The 17,186-nt window shown below is 35.7% G+C and carries 17 protein-coding genes, 3 pseudogenes and 1 riboswitch; of the genes and pseudogenes, 12 read left to right on the forward strand and 8 right to left on the reverse strand.

The genetic code is table 11. From position 1 onward, the window contains the following. Positions 1-43 precede the first annotated feature (43 nt). Complete coding sequence (locus L950_RS01610) at positions 44-448, forward strand: hypothetical protein (RefSeq protein ID WP_021192258.1); 405 nt, start codon at positions 44-46, stop codon at positions 446-448. A 58-nt stretch (positions 449-506) separates the two neighbouring features. On the opposite strand, the gene dnaB is transcribed toward L950_RS01610, so the two are convergent. Next, complete coding sequence (gene dnaB, locus L950_RS01615) at positions 507-2,114, reverse strand: replicative DNA helicase (RefSeq protein ID WP_021192259.1); 1,608 nt, start codon at positions 2,112-2,114, stop codon at positions 507-509. 432 nt (positions 2,115-2,546) lie between these two features. On the opposite strand from dnaB, the pseudogene ubiE reads away from it, so the two are divergent. From ubiE to L950_RS31530, 6 genes and pseudogenes are all read left to right on the forward strand, one after another. Further along, positions 2,547-3,286, forward strand: a pseudogene (gene ubiE, locus L950_RS01620) (bifunctional demethylmenaquinone methyltransferase/2-methoxy-6-polyprenyl-1,4-benzoquinol methylase UbiE). A 33-nt stretch (positions 3,287-3,319) separates the two neighbouring features. Then, complete coding sequence (locus L950_RS01625) at positions 3,320-4,084, forward strand: SDR family NAD(P)-dependent oxidoreductase (protein WP_021192261.1); 765 nt, start codon at positions 3,320-3,322, stop codon at positions 4,082-4,084. Positions 4,085-4,100: 16 nt separating this feature from the next. Continuing rightward, positions 4,101-4,550: a GatB/YqeY domain-containing protein gene (locus tag L950_RS01630; RefSeq protein ID WP_021192262.1), complete on the forward strand. Its 450-nt coding sequence runs from the start codon at positions 4,101-4,103 to the stop codon at positions 4,548-4,550. A gap of 50 nt (positions 4,551-4,600) precedes the next feature. After that, complete coding sequence (locus tag L950_RS01635; protein ID WP_021192263.1) at positions 4,601-5,047, forward strand: GNAT family N-acetyltransferase; 447 nt, start codon at positions 4,601-4,603, stop codon at positions 5,045-5,047. A 10-nt stretch (positions 5,048-5,057) separates the two neighbouring features. Then, a complete protein-coding gene (locus L950_RS01640) occupies positions 5,058-5,432 on the forward strand; it encodes a DUF423 domain-containing protein (RefSeq protein ID WP_021192264.1) in 375 nt (124 codons plus the stop codon). A gap of 6 nt (positions 5,433-5,438) precedes the next feature. After that, positions 5,439-5,501: riboswitch (Fluoride riboswitch) on the forward strand. Between the two features lie 224 nt (positions 5,502-5,725). Then, positions 5,726-6,846: pseudogene (locus L950_RS31530) on the forward strand (chloride channel protein). A gap of 149 nt (positions 6,847-6,995) precedes the next feature. Here the strand turns inward: L950_RS31530 and L950_RS01650 are convergent. The 6 genes from L950_RS01650 to L950_RS01670 form a co-directional block, all read right to left on the reverse strand. After that, entirely contained in the window at positions 6,996-8,630 is a 1,635-nt protein-coding gene (locus L950_RS01650; RefSeq protein ID WP_316930499.1) for a thiamine pyrophosphate-dependent enzyme, read from the reverse strand. A gap of 93 nt (positions 8,631-8,723) precedes the next feature. Continuing rightward, the gene (locus L950_RS31535; protein ID WP_231576766.1) at positions 8,724-9,272 is read right to left on the reverse strand and encodes a magnesium transporter; all 549 of its coding nucleotides are present in this window, start codon (positions 9,270-9,272) and stop codon (positions 8,724-8,726) included. After that, a complete protein-coding gene (locus L950_RS31540) occupies positions 9,269-10,039 on the reverse strand; it encodes a magnesium transporter MgtE N-terminal domain-containing protein (RefSeq protein ID WP_231576767.1) in 771 nt (256 codons plus the stop codon). Before L950_RS31540 ends, L950_RS31535 begins: the two co-directional genes overlap by 4 nt. A 67-nt stretch (positions 10,040-10,106) precedes the next feature. After that, entirely contained in the window at positions 10,107-10,730 is a 624-nt protein-coding gene (gene pepE, locus L950_RS01660) for a dipeptidase PepE (protein WP_021192267.1), read from the reverse strand. A gap of 250 nt (positions 10,731-10,980) precedes the next feature. Continuing rightward, positions 10,981-11,169: a hypothetical protein gene (locus tag L950_RS01665; protein ID WP_021192268.1), complete on the reverse strand. Its 189-nt coding sequence runs from the start codon at positions 11,167-11,169 to the stop codon at positions 10,981-10,983. A gap of 17 nt (positions 11,170-11,186) precedes the next feature. Further along, a complete protein-coding gene (locus tag L950_RS01670) occupies positions 11,187-12,059 on the reverse strand; it encodes an SPFH domain-containing protein (RefSeq protein ID WP_021192269.1) in 873 nt (290 codons plus the stop codon). Positions 12,060-12,180: 121 nt separating this feature from the next. Between L950_RS01670 and L950_RS01675 the strand changes: the two genes are divergently transcribed. The 5 genes and pseudogenes from L950_RS01675 to L950_RS01695 all read left to right on the forward strand — a co-directional run bounded on the left by L950_RS01675 (position 12,181) and on the right by L950_RS01695 (position 16,437). Continuing rightward, entirely contained in the window at positions 12,181-12,666 is a 486-nt protein-coding gene (locus L950_RS01675; protein WP_031289756.1) for a DNA-deoxyinosine glycosylase, read from the forward strand. Positions 12,667-12,725: 59 nt separating this feature from the next. Continuing rightward, positions 12,726-13,903: pseudogene (locus L950_RS01680) on the forward strand (AIR synthase related protein). Positions 13,904-13,956: 53 nt separating this feature from the next. Further along, complete coding sequence (locus L950_RS01685; protein ID WP_021192272.1) at positions 13,957-14,391, forward strand: ATP-dependent zinc protease; 435 nt, start codon at positions 13,957-13,959, stop codon at positions 14,389-14,391. Positions 14,392-14,457: 66 nt separating this feature from the next. After that, positions 14,458-15,390 (forward strand): 30S ribosomal protein S6--L-glutamate ligase, encoded by a 933-nt coding sequence (gene rimK / locus L950_RS01690; protein ID WP_021192273.1) that lies wholly within the window; start codon positions 14,458-14,460, stop codon positions 15,388-15,390. Between the two features lie 183 nt (positions 15,391-15,573). Beyond that, positions 15,574-16,437: a fumarylacetoacetate hydrolase family protein gene (locus L950_RS01695; RefSeq protein WP_021192274.1), complete on the forward strand. Its 864-nt coding sequence runs from the start codon at positions 15,574-15,576 to the stop codon at positions 16,435-16,437. 57 nt (positions 16,438-16,494) lie between these two features. On the opposite strand, the gene L950_RS01700 is transcribed toward L950_RS01695, so the two are convergent. After that, positions 16,495-17,169 carry a GIN domain-containing protein gene (locus L950_RS01700; protein ID WP_021192275.1) on the reverse strand — a complete coding sequence of 225 codons (675 nt, stop codon included), beginning with the start codon at positions 17,167-17,169 and terminating at the stop codon, positions 16,495-16,497. Positions 17,170-17,186: the final 17 nt, after the last annotated feature.

Below are 17,186 nucleotides of genomic sequence, written 5' to 3' on the forward strand. Positions count from 1 at the left end.
CTAAACAATTTTACTTAAGTTTATTATAAAATTAAACTCAGATATGACTAATTCTACAGATACGCAACAAAAAAAAGGAGGTTTTAAAAAATTTTTATTTATCACCATCTTAGTTATTTTAGCAATTGGAGCTAGCATAACATATTATAAATATTACTTCGTTTTCGGAGAAGGTGTTAAATCAGGATATTTAAATTATGCTGTCAAAAAAGGGAATGTTTTCAAGACATATGAAGGTAAACTTATTCAAGAGGGTTTTGGACAGATGAAAGCTGGTGGTGTAGCAAGCAATCAATTTGAATTTTCAATTGAAGATGATACCGTTTTTAAACAATTAGAATCAAATAGTGGGAAATACTTTGATTTGCATTATAAGGAATATCATGGAGCACTACCTTGGCGAGGAAATACGGTCTATATCGTAGATAAAGTAATCAGTATGAAATAAAAGAAGCACTGTTTTGTAAACAGTGCTTCTTTTATTATAACCGTATATTCTAAAGTTATTAAAAAGGCGCATCGTCCGGCATGTCATTCATACGTGAAGGCATTGTAATACCACCAGTCATCCCTCCCATATCACTACCACTAAACATAGCCGAAGGATTCATTGCTGGTGAGCTAAATGATGTTGGATTATTAAAACCATCCGCCACACCAACACCCGTGAATTCATCTTCCAAATCCACAAACTTCACATATTTACCAATAAAACGAAGTGGCACAATTCCAGTTTCACCATTACGGTGCTTAGCAATAATAACCTCTCCTACACCAGCAGTTGATCGACCTTCTTCATCTTCGGTCATACCGTAATACTCCGGACGGTATAAAAACAATACCATATCCGCATCCTGCTCAATGGATCCCGATTCACGTAAATCAGAAAGCATAGGACGTTTTGAATTCCCTGGACGAGACTCTACTGCACGGCTTAATTGTGAAAGGGCCAATACCGGAACATTTAACTCTTTTGCAACAGATTTCAATGCCCTTGAGATACTACCGATTTCCTGCTCACGATTACCACCACCTTTTCCTTCGGCCTTTCCATGCATAAGTTGCAAATAATCGACAATGACCATCTGGATATCATGCTGCGCTTTTAAACGTCGGCACTTGGCTCTAAATTCAAATACGTTTAATGCTGGTGTATCGTCAATAATTAAAGGTGCTTCAGTCAACCTTCCAATTCTAGAATGCAGTTGCTGCCATTCATGATCAGCCAGATTACCTTTCTTCAACTTCTCCTGTTCAATTTCTGTTTCTCCAGCTATCAAACGATTAACCAATTGCACTGAAGACATCTCAAGAGAGAAAACAGCTACAGGTTTATTATGATCTACAGCAGCATTACGTGCTACAGATAAAACAAAGGCCGTTTTTCCCATCGCAGGACGAGCCGCAATAATTACTAAATCTGAAGGTTGCCATCCGGAGGTCATACGATCTAATGCCGTTAAACCAGAAGGAACACCAGTTAATCCATCTGTACGATCACGCAACAATTCCAAATTTGATATTGCTTCACGCATGATATCATCCATTTTCCTAGAATCTCTTCTTAAATTATTCTGGGCAATATCAAATAAACTCTTCTCTGCATGATCCAAAAGATCAAAGATATCCGAAGTTTCATCATAGGCGCTATTAATAATCTCTGTTGAAACTTTAATTAATTCACGTTGAATATATTTTTGCGAAATAATACGCGCATGAAATTCAATATTAGCTGCAGAAACAACACGATCAGTTAATTGTGTTATATAATATGCTCCACCAACCATTTCCAGAGCTCCCATTTTTCGAAGCTCAGCAGTAACAGTTAATAAGTCAATAGGAGATGATTTCTGAAATAAGCTAAAAATAGATTCGAAAATTTTCTGATGAGCGTCTTTGTAAAAGGATTCTGGCTTAAGAATATCAATAACTTCACTTAAGGCATTTTTCTCCAACATCAGAGCTCCTAAAACCGCCTCTTCCAAATCTAAAGCCTGTGGAGGAAGTTTACCTAATCCACTGACTAAATTATTGAGTTTGGTTCTACGCTCTCCAAAATTGGTCTTCTTACCAGTTCCAGTATTACTATCTTCAAAATTATTATCGTTACTCATCTTATATGATATCCAAAAACTTGTGCATGTACGCTAAAAAACTGATAGCGGATAGCAAATGTAAAAAAAATAAGGTAGACATTTTTCAAGAGTTGTACACAGTCAAATTAGTTGTGAAAACAATCACCCCAAAAGCTTTTGATAAACATTGATTTACAACTCAAGTTTTCCACATTTGATGTTGAAAAAAATGTTGATAATAAAAAACAGCATCTAATTAACAAGACATTAAGCAACTGTTAACAACTTCCACCAATGTTAATAAAGTTACGCTATTTATCGCAACAATAGCGCAATCAAAAAAATAATAAATAATTAAAAATGTATTCAAATCGTCACGCTGAATAAAGTATTTGCAAGAAAATTTTGCTATTTTGATTTTTCCTTTTCGATCATATTAAAGCTCAATCAGAATATTGTATCTTTGCTACTATGACAAATGAAGCATCATCATTAAAACCATACAAGGACGCAAAAGACGGTAAAAAAGAGCAAGTTGCAGATATGTTTAACAACATATCCAAAACTTATGACTTTTTAAATCATTTTCTATCCTTAGGCATTGATATCATCTGGCGTAAAAAAGCAATTAATGCTTTAAAATCCATCGCTCCGCAATATATGTTAGATGTAGCAACAGGAACTGGTGATTTCGCGCTGGAATCAATTAAAATATTGAATCCAAAAAAATAATCGGCGTAGACATTTCGCAAGGTATGCTTGATGTTGCACAGCAAAAGATTAAACAAAAAGGTTTATCTGAGCAATTTGAAGTACAACTTGGTGATTCAGAACAGTTGCAATTTGACGACAACACCTTCGATGCTGTAACGGTTGCATTTGGCGTCCGTAATTTTGAAAATCTAAATCAGGGCTTAGCAGATATCTGTCGTGTATTGAAGCCTGGCGGAAAAGCAATAATATTGGAATTTTCTAATCCTAAAAAATTTCCAATTAAACAATTGTATAATTTTTATTTTAAAAGAATAACCCCAACAATAGGAAAACTCTTCTCAAAAGATTCGAGTGCATACTCGTATCTACCTGAATCTGTAGCTCGATTTCCTGATGGTGAAAAATTCGCGGAAATTACAAAAGCCGTTGGTTTTTCAAACACAATAATTCGCCCCCAGACTTTTGGCGTTTGTACGATATATATTGCCACAAAATAGAGAACCAATTTATTTTATTTTAAAATTAATTCAATGTCAAAAACAGTATTCATTACAGGGGCAAGTTCAGGTATTGGAGAAGCTTGTGCAGAAGTCTTAGCGCGTGAAGGATATAATTTATTACTTTGTGCGCGTCGTTTCCAAAGATTAGAGGAAATTAGGGATAGACTTAATAAACAATATCCACAAATTGCGATCCATATCTTTGAACTTGATGTTCGCAATTATGATGAAGTAAAATCTAAAATTGAGAACTTACCTTCAGAGTGGAAAAATATAAATGTACTTATTAATAATGCAGGATTAAGCCAGGGTTTAGATAGCATCCAAGATGGCGATATCGGCGATTGGGATCGCATGATCGACACAAATGTCAAAGGATTATTATATGTTACAAAAACCGTCATACCGCTATTAGAAAATCAAGAGGGAGCACAACATATTGTCAATTTAGGATCTATAGCCGCTAAAGAGGTGTATCCAAATGGAAATGTCTACTGTGCCAGTAAACATGCAGTAGATGCACTTAATAAAGCAATGAGAATTGACTTACTTCCGAAAGGAATAAAAGTAACCGGCATAAATCCGGGAATGGTAGAAACAGAGTTTTCAGAAGTACGTTTTAAAGGTGATATCGAGCGTGCAAAAAATGTGTATAACGGAGTTGACGCTTTAACGGGAAAAGATATTGCTGAAACAATATCTTTCGTGATTAGCAGACCCAAGCATGTTAACATCAACGATCTCATTATTATGCCAACCGCACAAGCAACAGGAACGATTGTAAATAGAAAATAATAAAATTCAGTTTAATATGACTTTAGAAGAAAAAATAAATCAAGATATCAAGACCGCAATGATCGCAAAAGATGCGAACAAATTACGTGGCTTACGTGCTGTCAAAGCAGCTATTTTATTAGCAAAAACGGAAAAAGGTCACAGCGAAGAATTGACAGAAGAAACAGAAATTAAAGTTCTTCAAAAATTAGTAAAACAACGTAAAGAATCCGCGGAAATTTACAAAACCCAAAACAGAGATGATCTGTATGCGATCGAAGTTGAAGAGCAAGAAGTAATTGAAGCATACTTACCAAAGCAACTCAGCAGAGAAGAAGTGGAAGCGATAATCAAAGAAATAATCAGCACAACTGGAGCTTCTACAGTAAAAGATATGGGCAAAGTAATGGGTGCTGCTAACCAACAATTAGCAGGAAAAGCCGACGGAAGAACAATTTCCGAGCTTGTAAAAAGTTTACTAGCTTAATTACATATACTTAATATAAAAAGGGCTATAGTAATATAGCTCTTCTTTTTATGGAATTATTTTGGAAATATAAGACATTCTCTGAATTAACAACAGAAGAATTATATCGCATCCTCAAATTACGTGTTGATGTCTTTGTGAATGAGCAACAATGCTTTTATCCAGAATTGGATAATAAAGATGATCAGTGCGCCCATATTTGGGCAGAAATCAATAATGAAATTGTTGTTTATGCCCGAATTGTACCACCAGGTCTATCTTATCCAGAACCGGCAATTGGCCGAGTTGTAACAAACCCATCCTTTAGAGGTAATAATTATGGGAAAGCTCTTATAAATAAATCGCTTACCTGCATATCTGAAAAGTATGGTAGCACAGCGATTCAGATAGGCGCGCAAACCTATCTAAAGAAATTTTATGAAAGCTTCGGATTTGAACAAGTATCCGATGAATACCTGGATTATGGAATCCCACATATTGACATGATAAAAGCTTAAACTTACTAATATGAATCATATTGTTATTATTACTGCCGCAATATTAGGTTCTACAGCCATTATGCTGGGTGCCTTTGGTGCACACGCTTTTAAGAAACTAATTAGCGAAGAAAAACTAACCTCTTTTGAAGTAGGTGTTCGTTATCAAATGTATTCGGCTATTACCTTACTGGTCTTAGGGTTTAATTTACATTTCGACCTTTACAGTGAACGTTTTGTATTTTATAGTATAACGGCAGGAACTTTATTATTTTCTATCAGTATCTACCTCCTGTCTTTTGCTCAATATTGGAATAAAAATTTAAAATTCTTAGGCCCAATTACACCATTAGGGGGACTGTTAATGATCGCTGGCTGGGTTGCGTTAATCATTCGTTTTATTTAACTTTACCTATGTTAAGGCAATGATGTCTGCCACTAACCGCTTTAATGAGCTGATGACGTCTACTTTTGCTGATACTTTTTGTATCCGCTAGAATCGTTTATGACAATAAGTAAGTAGACATGTCAACTAAAAGTAACACTTTATCAAAAATAGCACTTAAAGAGAAGACTTTTTGTGCTTTAAAATGGATAGCGATCGCCATTTCAGTTGGGTTTATTGTAGGATCAATCTCAGCTTTCTTTCTCACGAGCCTATCCTGGGTAACAAATTACAGAGATCTTCATCCGGTCATCATGCTAGGATTACCATTAGCAGGTTTAATAATTGGATTACTTTATCATTACTATGGTGGCGCTTCAAGCAAAGGCAATAATCTCCTGCTTAAAGAATATTACCAAAGCGAACAGACCATCCCATTAAGAATGGCACCTTTGGTTTTATTCAGCACGTTGCTTACACATCTTTTTGGAGGTTCCGCAGGAAGAGAAGGAACCGCTGTACAAATAGGAGGTGCAATCGCCGATCAATACTCAAGAATTTTCAAGTTAACTCATGACGATCGAAAGATTTTAATCATTATCGGGATAAGTGCGGGATTTGCTTCTGTTTTTGGAACCCCCTGGGCAGGTGCATTATTTGGACTGGAAGTTATAACTGGTGGAAAGTCAAGATTAAAAGCACTTATACCAAGTATCATGACAGCCTTTATTGCCAACTATGCCTGTTCTTTCTGGAATGTATCGCATACCCATTATCACATTCGAGAAATCATCCCCGCACTCAATCCGCAACATCTACTTTATACGGTCATCACAGGTATAATTTTTGGATTAGTAGCTTATCTATTCACTGCATTCGGAGATATCTTTAGCTACATTTTCAGAAAGATTCAATACCCTCCCCTGCGTCCTTTTATTGGAGGTATTGTCCTTATTTTCCTAATATGGCAGCTAGGAACTACACAGTATATAGGTTTAGGAATTCCTACCATATTAGCCTCATTCGAAAGTCAATTAAATTCTTATGATTTTATTATCAAACTATTACTAACCACTTTCACCCTTTCCGCAGGTTTAAAGGTGGAGAAGTAACACCATTATTTTTTATTGGTGCAACTCTAGGTAATGTCCTATTTGGAATTATTCCGCTACCAATGGGATTATTGGCCGCAATGGGTTTTATTGCTGTTTTTGCAGGAGCAACCAATACACCGCTGGCTTGTATACTGATGGGGGTAGAATTATTTGGGTTTGAAGCCAGTATTTATTTTGCAATTGCCTGTTTTGTCGCCTATTTCTTTTCTGGAGCAAAAGGAATCTATACAACTCAGATCATCACAGGCCCTAAACATCACTTCTATCTCCACATAAAAAAAAGGCAAAATGACATCTACGAACGATTAAGGAATCTATAATAAAAAAGTTCAAGGATTTGTCGCCAATAATCCATCCTTGAACTTTTGCAACTACAACTCTTTAAGGTGTTTGTAGTTAGATTTAATCGTATCCAAAACTTCCTGCATTTTACCTCCAAGCATCAATTTAGACATTGACTTTGCCATTCCTACCATTTGATCAAAATCAACCTTAGGAGCATAGCCAGCGCATTTGGATTCGTAAAAACATTTAATAAAATTGGACCAGGATGCGATAAAGCAAACTCAACTGCATTCCTAACCTCTTCAGGTTTATGTACATTCATACCTTTAAAACCCATCGCTTCCGCTATAGCGGCAAAATCAGGATTTATCATATTGGTTTCGTTATCAGGTAGTCCGGCAACTTCCATCTCTAATTTGACCATACCAAGAGCCCGATTATTAAAAACAATTATTTTTACAGGCAGTTGATATTGATTAATAGTAGCTAAATCACCAAGCAACATCGACAATCCACCATCACCACATAATGCTATAACTTGCTGTTCCGGATGAGATAAAGCAGCTCCAATTGCCATTGGCATCGCATTGGCCATAGATCCATGGTTGAAAGAACCGAGCATCTGCCGTTTACCAGTCCCTGAAATAAAGCGCGCCCCCCAGACACAGGTCATCCCCGTGTCCACCGTAAATATAGCACTGTCCGTAGCCAGTTCATCAATACAGTGTGCCAAATATTCTGGCTGAATTGTATCCTCCCCCCCTTTTTCTTGCATAAAACTATGCATATTGTCCTTTACTTTCTCATAGATCTTCAGCTGAGCTTCAAGGAAACTTGCATCTTCTTTTTGTTCCAGCAGCGGAAGAAGTGCCTGTAAAGTATGCTTGATATCTCCGCACAATCCCATTTCCAATTTTGCGCGTCGTCCTAATCGTTCAACAGCAGTATCAATTTGAATAATCTTATTATTAGTAGGCATAAACTTATCATAAGGGAAATCCGTACCTAATAATAAAATCAAATCTGACTCATGCATACTTTGATAGGCTGCGGCTTGCCCTAGCAGACCAGTCATTCCTATTTCGTAAGGATTATCATGTTGAATCCCCATTTTACCTCTAAAAGAATATCCCACTGGAGCTAAAATCTTTTGAGATAATTGTACAATTTCAGGATGAGCCCCAGATGCTCCAATTCCGCAAAAAACGGTAACGCATTTACTCGCGTTAATAACTTTTGCAAGAGCGTCTAATTCACTATCAGAAGGCCGAATGACAGGATTAACATAAAATAATTGGGTAGACACCGAAGAATCTTCAGCTTTCATTTCTGATACATCCCCTGGCAAACCGATGACAGCAACTCCTTTCTGTCCTATTGCATGCTGTATGGCAGTCTGAATAATTCGAGGAGCCTGTTCTGCAGTAGTTATTAATTGGTTGTAACAACTGCAGTCATCAAAAAGCTTTACAGTATTTGTCTCTTGAAAATACCCCATCCCCATCTCCGAGGTATTAATTGTGGAAGCAATTACAATCATAGGAACGTGTGAACGATGAGCATCGTACATGCCATTTATGAGATGAACGTGACCAGGCCCGCAACTACCTGCGCAACATGCTATTCCATCCAGTTCCGCTTCAGCAGCCGCTGCATAAGCCCCAACTTCTTCATGACGCACATGAATCCATTTAAGTCGGCCATCTTTACGTATTGCTTCATTAAAAAAATTAAGACTATCTCCAGTAACTGCGTAAACGCGTTTTACACCTGCTTCCACAAGCATTTCAACCAACTGATCTGCTACAATCTTTGCCATATTAAATTATTTAAGTTAAGGGGAAATCAACACCCCCTATACTAAATAACAATGAAAAATAGAATCAGTTTTAAAATATTCTGTTAATAAAGGCTATAATAGTTTACCCGATAATAATAAGCCCGCAACGGTAAAATAAATAATCAATCCGGATACATCAACCAAAGTTGCGACAAAAGGTGCTGACGCAGTTGCCGGATCTAAACCAAATCTGCGTAGTACAAATGGGATAACCGAACCGGATAATGTACCCCAAAGCACAACAAAAAGTAAAGATAAAGAAACACTTAGTGCAATATAAACCCAGTAAATACCATAATCATATATCCCCAGTTCTTGCCAAAGTAAAATTCTAAGAAAACCAATAGTACCCAATATACCTCCCAAAATCAGACCAGATGAAATCTCACGTTTCATGACATACCACCAGTCCTTAAGTTTTATCTCTCCCAAAGCCATGGCTCGAATAATTAATGATGCAGCTTGCGATCCAGAATTTCCGCCACTAGAAATAATTAATGGAACAAATAAAGCAAGAACTACAGCCTTTTCAATTTCTCCGTCAAAGTAAGCCATCGCTGAAGCTGTTAGCATTTCACTTAAAAACAAAATAATCAACCAACCAGCTCTTTTTTGAATCAATTTAAGTAGCGGAGTTTTGTATAAGCGACATCAAGTTCATCCATCCCGCCAAAACGTTGGATATCTTCCGTATCTCGATCTTTTATCTGATCCAATACATCATCAAATGTCACAATACCTACCAATACACTATTATCCGTCGTGATCGGAAGCGCACTTCGATCGTATTTCTGGAAAATCTCAAATGCCTCCTCCATAGGAGTTGCGGCTCTGATAGCAACAAAATTATGATCAATCAGTTCTGAAATTTCAGTATCTGTATCGGCTAATAACAACTCACCTATTTTTAAATCATCAATAAGCACATTCTTTTCATCGACAACATATATAAAATTTAAGGTTTCAGCCTTCTTTCCAAAAAGCTTAATATGCTTAAAAACATGTTCAACAGTAAAATATGGTCTAACTTGGACATACATCGGGGTCATGAGATGTGCAATACTATTTTCATCATAGCCAATCAGCTTCAACGCTAACTGTTTTTCACGTTCATTTAACAAATTAATTAAGTACTTAATCAAATCATCAGGTAAATCAGAAAATAGCTGATTCCTAATATCAGGCTTTAAGTTGTTAAGTAATTCTGTCAGTTCCGATTCTGAGAGGGATTTTGCTAGGCGATATTGAACATCCTTTTCTAAAAAAGAAAATATCTCGAGTTGCAAGTCAAAATCATAATGATTAAATTGCTCATACAAAGCCTCTTTGTCTAATTTACTTAGATTTTCAGCAATATCTGCGGGATGTACTTTTATTTTTTTACTCATAAATAATTACTTTTTTAATCACCGCTAAAATCTAGAAGCTAAATTGCTAAAGTATTTTGTAAATATCTCAAAATTGAAGTTGACCAGGATTAAGCTCAATGGGATCTTTTCCTTGTTGAAATAATCGTGCAGACAGTTCACCTTTCAATTCAATTTGACCATGCTCAACATGTAACCAGCTACCCTCTCGTAAACCCAACACAGCCTGACTGTTGAATTGATGAAATTCTTGGATTCTTGTCTCTCTCGTTTCACCTTTATGTGTAGAGTTAGGATCTGGATCAAGATAATGTGGGTTGAGATTAAAAGGTAAAAACTGTAACGCTTCAAAACTTGGTGGATAAACGATCGGCATATCGTTAGTTGTACCAATTGTCAAGCCCGTTAAATTAGATCCAGCTGAAGTACCCACATAACGTAAACCAGAAGCAACAGCCGATTTAATTTCACTAACAAGATCCAATTCATACAAAGTCTTGAGCAAAAGAAAAGTATTTCCTCCCCCTATAAAAATTGCTTTTGCTTTTTTTATTGCATCCTTTTGATCAGAAAAAGTGTGTAGACCCTTTACCCGAATTCCTTTATCTTTTAAAGCTTTCTGAACATTAGCTGTATATTCATCATAAGAAATACCAGATGGCCTTGCGTAAGGTACAAATATCAATTCATCGGTCTGAATAAAGTCAACCAAATCATTTTTATATAGGTCAAAAAAGAACTTCCATGGATCGTACTTGTACTGATAACAAGCAATCTAAAATTATTATTCATATCTATCTATCTTACCACTCAAAATTCATTCAAATTTAAAATTTATTATGTTATTTCATCATTAAAAAAGCTAGTGTGAAAATGATTTTAAAAACCTTTACTTTCACACTAGCAACTATCACATGTCAAATGCAATAAAACTCAATTAAGGATGTTAAACCAACCACAAACTACTCTGCTGATTTATCTGAAGTTGTTTTTATTTTTTTATCAAGTAAGCGCTTTTCTTCTTTCAACGCCTTATTCAATAAAAACTCTATTTGCCCGTTCACACTCCTAAATTCGTCGGCAGACCATTTTTCCAATGCCTTATATACATCACTATCAATCCGGAGCATGAAATTCTTTTTTTCCGCCATATTATTTATGAATAAAACTATTGATACAGGGTTCCCGTATTTAACACAGGAGATGCCGCCTTTTCCCCGCAGAGTACAACCATCAAATTACTAACCATTGCTGCCTTTTTATCATTATCAAGCTCAACTATATCTTTTTCAGACAATCTTTGTAAAGCCATTTCTACCATACCAACTGCACCTTCAACAATTTTAGCACGAGCGGCAACAATCGCAGTTGCCTGCTGTCTTTGTAACATTGCTCCGGCAATTTCAGAAGCATACGCTAAATGACTGATCCGCGCCTCTTTTATAATAATACCAGCTGGAGCCAAACGATCTAATAATTCTTTTTCTAAGATATGATTAACAGTATCTCCACCTTCACGTAAAGTAATTGTTGCTTGATTATTAGGATCTATTTCTAAATTATCATAAGGAAAACTACCTGCCAAATGCCGCACAGCCGCTTCGCTTTGTGTGCGGACATATGAAGTATAATTTGTCACATCATAAGTAGCCTTATAAGTATCACCAACTTGCCAAACAATAACAGCGCCTATTTCAATAGGATTACCCATTTTATCATTTACTTTTAAAGTTTGTCCCTGTAAATTATCCGATCGTAGACTAACATTTAAAGTAGAGTACAAAGGATTAACAAAAAATAACCCATTTTCTTTTACTGTACCAATATAACTTCCAAAGAAATTCAACACACGTGAATGATTTGGATTAATGATCATCAGACCCTTTAACAAGAACAGTGTGGTTAAAATAAATAAAATCCCCACCGCAATATACCAGGAAGAAGCTTCTGCTTGAAAGAAACATACGATTCCAAGTACAAAAAGAACAATAGCAATTAAAAGAGCTAAATAACCAGAAAGAGGTTTAATTAATTTTTCCATATTTTTTTAAGTTTTGATATTAGTTTGATATCAAATATATAGCATTTAGATTTCATTTCAAAATAAAATATGCCAGATCAAAAAGGATTCTTTATATTCGGCATAAATGTTTATTATCAAGATGTTTAAACAATCATTCTTACCCATTCAAAATAACGATATTGAAGTATTAATATTGGGTTCTTTACCCGGAGACAGGTCGCTTCAAGCCCAAGAATATTATGCACATCCTCAGAATCGATTCTGGAAATTAATCCAACGGATTTTTAATATAACTGACTTTCATTCTTATTCAGAAAAATTAAATATACTGCTAGAAAATAGGATCGGTCTATGGGATGTGTGCGCACAAGCAAAAAGAAAAGGCAGTATGGATCTCGATATCCTTGAGGAAATTCCAAATGACCTCACTACATTCTTTTCCCAGCACCCACACCTCCATACCATCATATTTAATGGACAAAAAGCACGTAAAGTATTTGATAAACACTTTAAAAAAGCGGATCAATACCAGTATTACACACTACCAAGCACAAGTCCTGCAAATGCACAATACTCTTTAGAAAAATTACTTCTTGAATGGCAACTCATATTTAAAAAAGATTAACAAATATTTACTACAATAAAAGCTTAAAATTCATAACGAATCATTATTTTTGCAGCAACATGTCAGATTTAAAATATAACCAAAGAGGTGTATCCGCAGGTAAAGAGGATGTACACAATGCTATTAAGAACATCGATAAAGGATTGTATCCAAAAGCTTTTTGTAAAATCATTCCTGATATTCTAGGTGGTGATGAACAGTGGTGTAATATTATGCACGCTGATGGTGCAGGTACGAAATCTTCCTTGGCCTATGTTTACTGGAAAGAAACAGGTGATATATCTGTTTGGCGCGGTATTGCACAAGATGCAATCATCATGAATCTTGATGATTTACTTTGTGTAGGCGCTACCGATAATATTTTATTATCATCTACTATTGGTCGTAATAAGAATGTCATTCCAGGAGAAGTTCTTGCAGAAATTATTAATGGAACAGAAGAAATTCTAGCAGAGCTCCGTGAGATGGGTATCGGTATCTATTCAACAGGAGGTGAAACTGCAGATGTGGGCGATTTAGTACGTACTATTATTGTAGATAGTACGGTAACTTGTCGCATGAAACGTGAAGACGTCATTTCTAATCACAACATAAAACCAGGCAATGTAATTGTTGGTTTATCCTCTTCAGGAAAAGCTAACTATGAGACAGAATATAACGGAGGAATGGGATCCAATGGATTAACTTCCGCACGTCATGATGTCTTTAATAAAAATATTGCAGCAAAATATGCGGAAAGTTTGACCCTGCTGTTCCATATGACTTAGTTTTTTCAGGAAGTCAAAATTTAACCGATAAAATCACAGTTGAAACTGGTGAAGAAATTACAGCAGGAAAACTAGTTCTTTCTCCAACACGTACATATGCGCCGGTAATCAAAAAAATATTAGATCTTTATCGTTCTCAAATTGACGGAATGGTACATTGTTCAGGTGGTGCACAAACGAAAGTATTACACTTTGTTGATGCAGTACACGTTATCAAAGACAATCTCTTCCCTATCCCTCCATTGTTTGATTTGATTCAAAAAGAATCAAATACGGATTGGAAAGAAATGTACAAAGTATTCAACATGGGACACCGCATGGAACTTTATGTACCAGAAGAAATTGCATCAGAAATTATTGCAATCTCCGAATCTTATGGTATTCCCGCTCAAATTATTGGTCGCGTAGAAGCTGCTACTACAAAACAAGTAACAGTTAAATCTCCTTACGGCGAGTTTATTTACGAATAACTAAAACGTCATTAGACTTGGTATTTTATCAAGTCTAATGACTCCTTATAACCATGAAAGATAAACTAATTGTGGGTTGGAAAGAATCATTAGATTTACCGGAACTTGGTATTTTTAATATTGAAGCAAAAGTAGATACAGGTGCGGGATCATCTGTTTTACATTGTGAATCTTATGAAATCAAAATAATTGAAAATCAAAAGTGGATTATTTGCCATATTATCGTTAATTTTAAAACAAGAGAACTTCGCATATTTAAATTTCCTGTTTATCGAGAAAAAATTGTAAAAAGTTCATTCGGTCAAAAAGAAAAGCGTTATTACATATTAACAAAAGCCAAATTATATAATCAGTTTTTCGAAATTAAATTATCTTTTAGAAACCGTTCTTCCATGCGATATCCTATGTTACTAGGAAAAAGTTTCCTATCAAAAAGGTTTATCGTGGACGTGTCAAGATCTAACTTATCTCAAAAATCGGTTGGATAAAAAGAATATTCATAGACAATTGTTTATGAACCAACATTACAATTAAATCATTCTAATCATAGCAAAGTGAAAATCGCTGTATTATCAACAGTTAAAAGCTTATACTCGACACGTCGATTAGTAGAAGCTGCAGAAAAACGTGGACATGAATGCGTTGTCATCGATCATAGCAAATGCTATGTAGGAATTCAACAAGGCAAACCTAGCATCCACTATAAAGGTCAAGATATTTCAGATATTGATGCAATAATTCCTCGAATTGGTGCTTCGGTTACTTTCTATGGTTCGGCCATTGTGAGGCAATTTGAGGTAATGGACGTAATTTCAGCCAATCCAAGTCAAGCAATCACACGATCACGAGACAAACTTCGTTGTATGCAAATTTTATCTGGTGCAGGAATCGGTCTTCCCATTACTGGATTTGCCCGTACTGCATCTGATGTTGACGACCTGATTAGTATGGTCGGTGGTGCACCTTTAGTTATTAAATTACTCGAAGGAACACAAGGAATTGGTGTAGTATTAGCTGAAACGAAGAAAGCGGCCTCCTCAGTTATAGAGGCTTTCTATGGATTAGGAAATAATATCTTAATACAAGAATATATCAAAGAAGCGAAAGGAACAGATATTCGTGCATTTGTTGTTGGAGGAAAAGTGGTCGGTGCAATGAAAAGAACAGCCAAAGAAGGAGAGTTTAGATCTAACATCCACCGTGGGGGAACAGCAGAAATTATCAGACTTACAAAAAATGAACGTGAGACTGCTATTGCAGCTGCGGCTTCCATGGGATTAACAGTTTGTGGTGTTGATATGATGCCATCAGACAGAGGCCCTCTTGTACTGGAAGTAAACTCATCTCCTGGATTAGAAGGAATAGAAAAAGCAACAAAAAAAGATATTGCTGGAGAAATTATCATGTATCTCGAAAAACAGTTTGAATTAAAGAAAGCTGCCAAACCAGAGATTCGTAAAAAGAAAAAAAAGCAAAGCGATTTATAAAAATGAAGGTTCCTCTAAAAAAGGAACCTTTTTTGTTTTCGAACTTCATATAATGATATGAAAAATCATCTGTTTAGAATACAATGATAGAAAAGCCCCTAATTTCATTACCAGATTTTGACAATACTAAAACGAATAAATAGGATTATACGGTTACATTTGCCGATTATATTTTAAGATGCTATGAAGTTATTTCGCTACGGACCACTAAATGAAGAAAAAACAGGAATTTTAATTAATGAAGTTCACTATGACACTTCCGATTTTGGAGAAGATTATGACAATAAATTTCTCGCTAATGGTGGGCTCGAAAGATTAGAAGAGTTTGTGATAAATAACCGTACAAGCTTAAAGCCGATTCCTTCCGAAAGTCGTATCGGAACACCGATTGCAAATCCAACTAAAATTGTATGCGTAGGACTTAATTATTCTGACCATGCAAAAGAAACTGGATTAGCTCAAGAACAGGAGCCAATATTATTTTTAAAAGCTATTTCAGCATTAAATGGCCCCTTTGATAACATTATAATTCCAAAAAACTCATACCATACAGACTGGGAGACAGAACTTGCTGTTGTGATCGGAAAAAAGGGCACACATATTTCGACAGCGGAATCAACAGATTATATCGCTGGATATGTCATGATGAATGATGTAACAGAGCGTCATTTTATGAAACATCGAGGTGGTACCTGGGATAAAGGAAAGGGCTATAATACTTTTGCTCCTTTAGGCCCCTATTTTGTAACAAAAGACGAAATTGAAGATGATGGGAATTTAAGAATTTGGTTAAAACTGAACGGTAAATTAATGCAGGAAGGAAATACAAAAAATTTCATTACCCCTGTTAAAGAATTAATTTCCTATATTTCGGATTTCTTTGGATTATTCCCCGGAGATATTATTTCAACCGGCTCACCTGCTGGCACAGGTATAGGACATGTACCGCAACGATTTTTAGTAGAGGGTGATGAAATTGAATATGGAATAGAAGGTTTAGGTGTTGCTAAGAACACACTGATTAACTTCCAGAAAGAACCCAGTTAAAATCATTAAAAAAAAGCACTTAAAAAATTAAGTGCTTTTTTAATCTACTATGGTAGATTATTTATAATTAATTATTCCGCCAGCCAATTTCTTCTCAGATTTATGTGCAGGTTTGCCATAAACTTCAATAACGCCACCCGCACGCGTTTTAGCAACAATAGAATCTTTTGCATATACCTCTGCTTGACCACCGCCATTGACCGTAACATTGGTTACATCTGTTATCAATTCTTTACCTTCATATTTACCGCCGAAATTAGACACAACATCTTGTGTGATACTTTTTCCAATAAGTGAAATTGTAGAACCTGAGGTAGGCTTAACATCTACCTTTTTAACCTCCACATAAACAACCACTAAACCACCCTCTGCTGCGGAAACATTTAATTGATCGGCTACTATTTTCTCTTTTTCTCTATTAACGATCTTCGCTCCTTTTTTGGCAGATAAACTATTCAAAGATTGATAGTATACCTTAACACTGATATTATTTCCTTGAAGCGCATTTAAAGTATTCATTTTAATACGTAATGCACCGTTTTTGTTGATAACTTGGATATTCTCAGAATTAGCCCCTTCCGTCACTACCTCATTGGAATTCCCATGAATTAATTCAACCTGAATTTTATCTGTAACATCTACCGAATTAAACGTACCCACGTTCTGCTTTGTCTGAGCAATACCTAATTGCGCAATAAAAAATAAAATAGCACCTAATCCTAATTTTTTCATATCAATATATTCTATTC

It is taken from the genome of Sphingobacterium sp. IITKGP-BTPF85 (assembly GCF_001006065.1).
Lineage (GTDB): Bacteria > Bacteroidota > Bacteroidia > Sphingobacteriales > Sphingobacteriaceae > Sphingobacterium > Sphingobacterium anhuiense.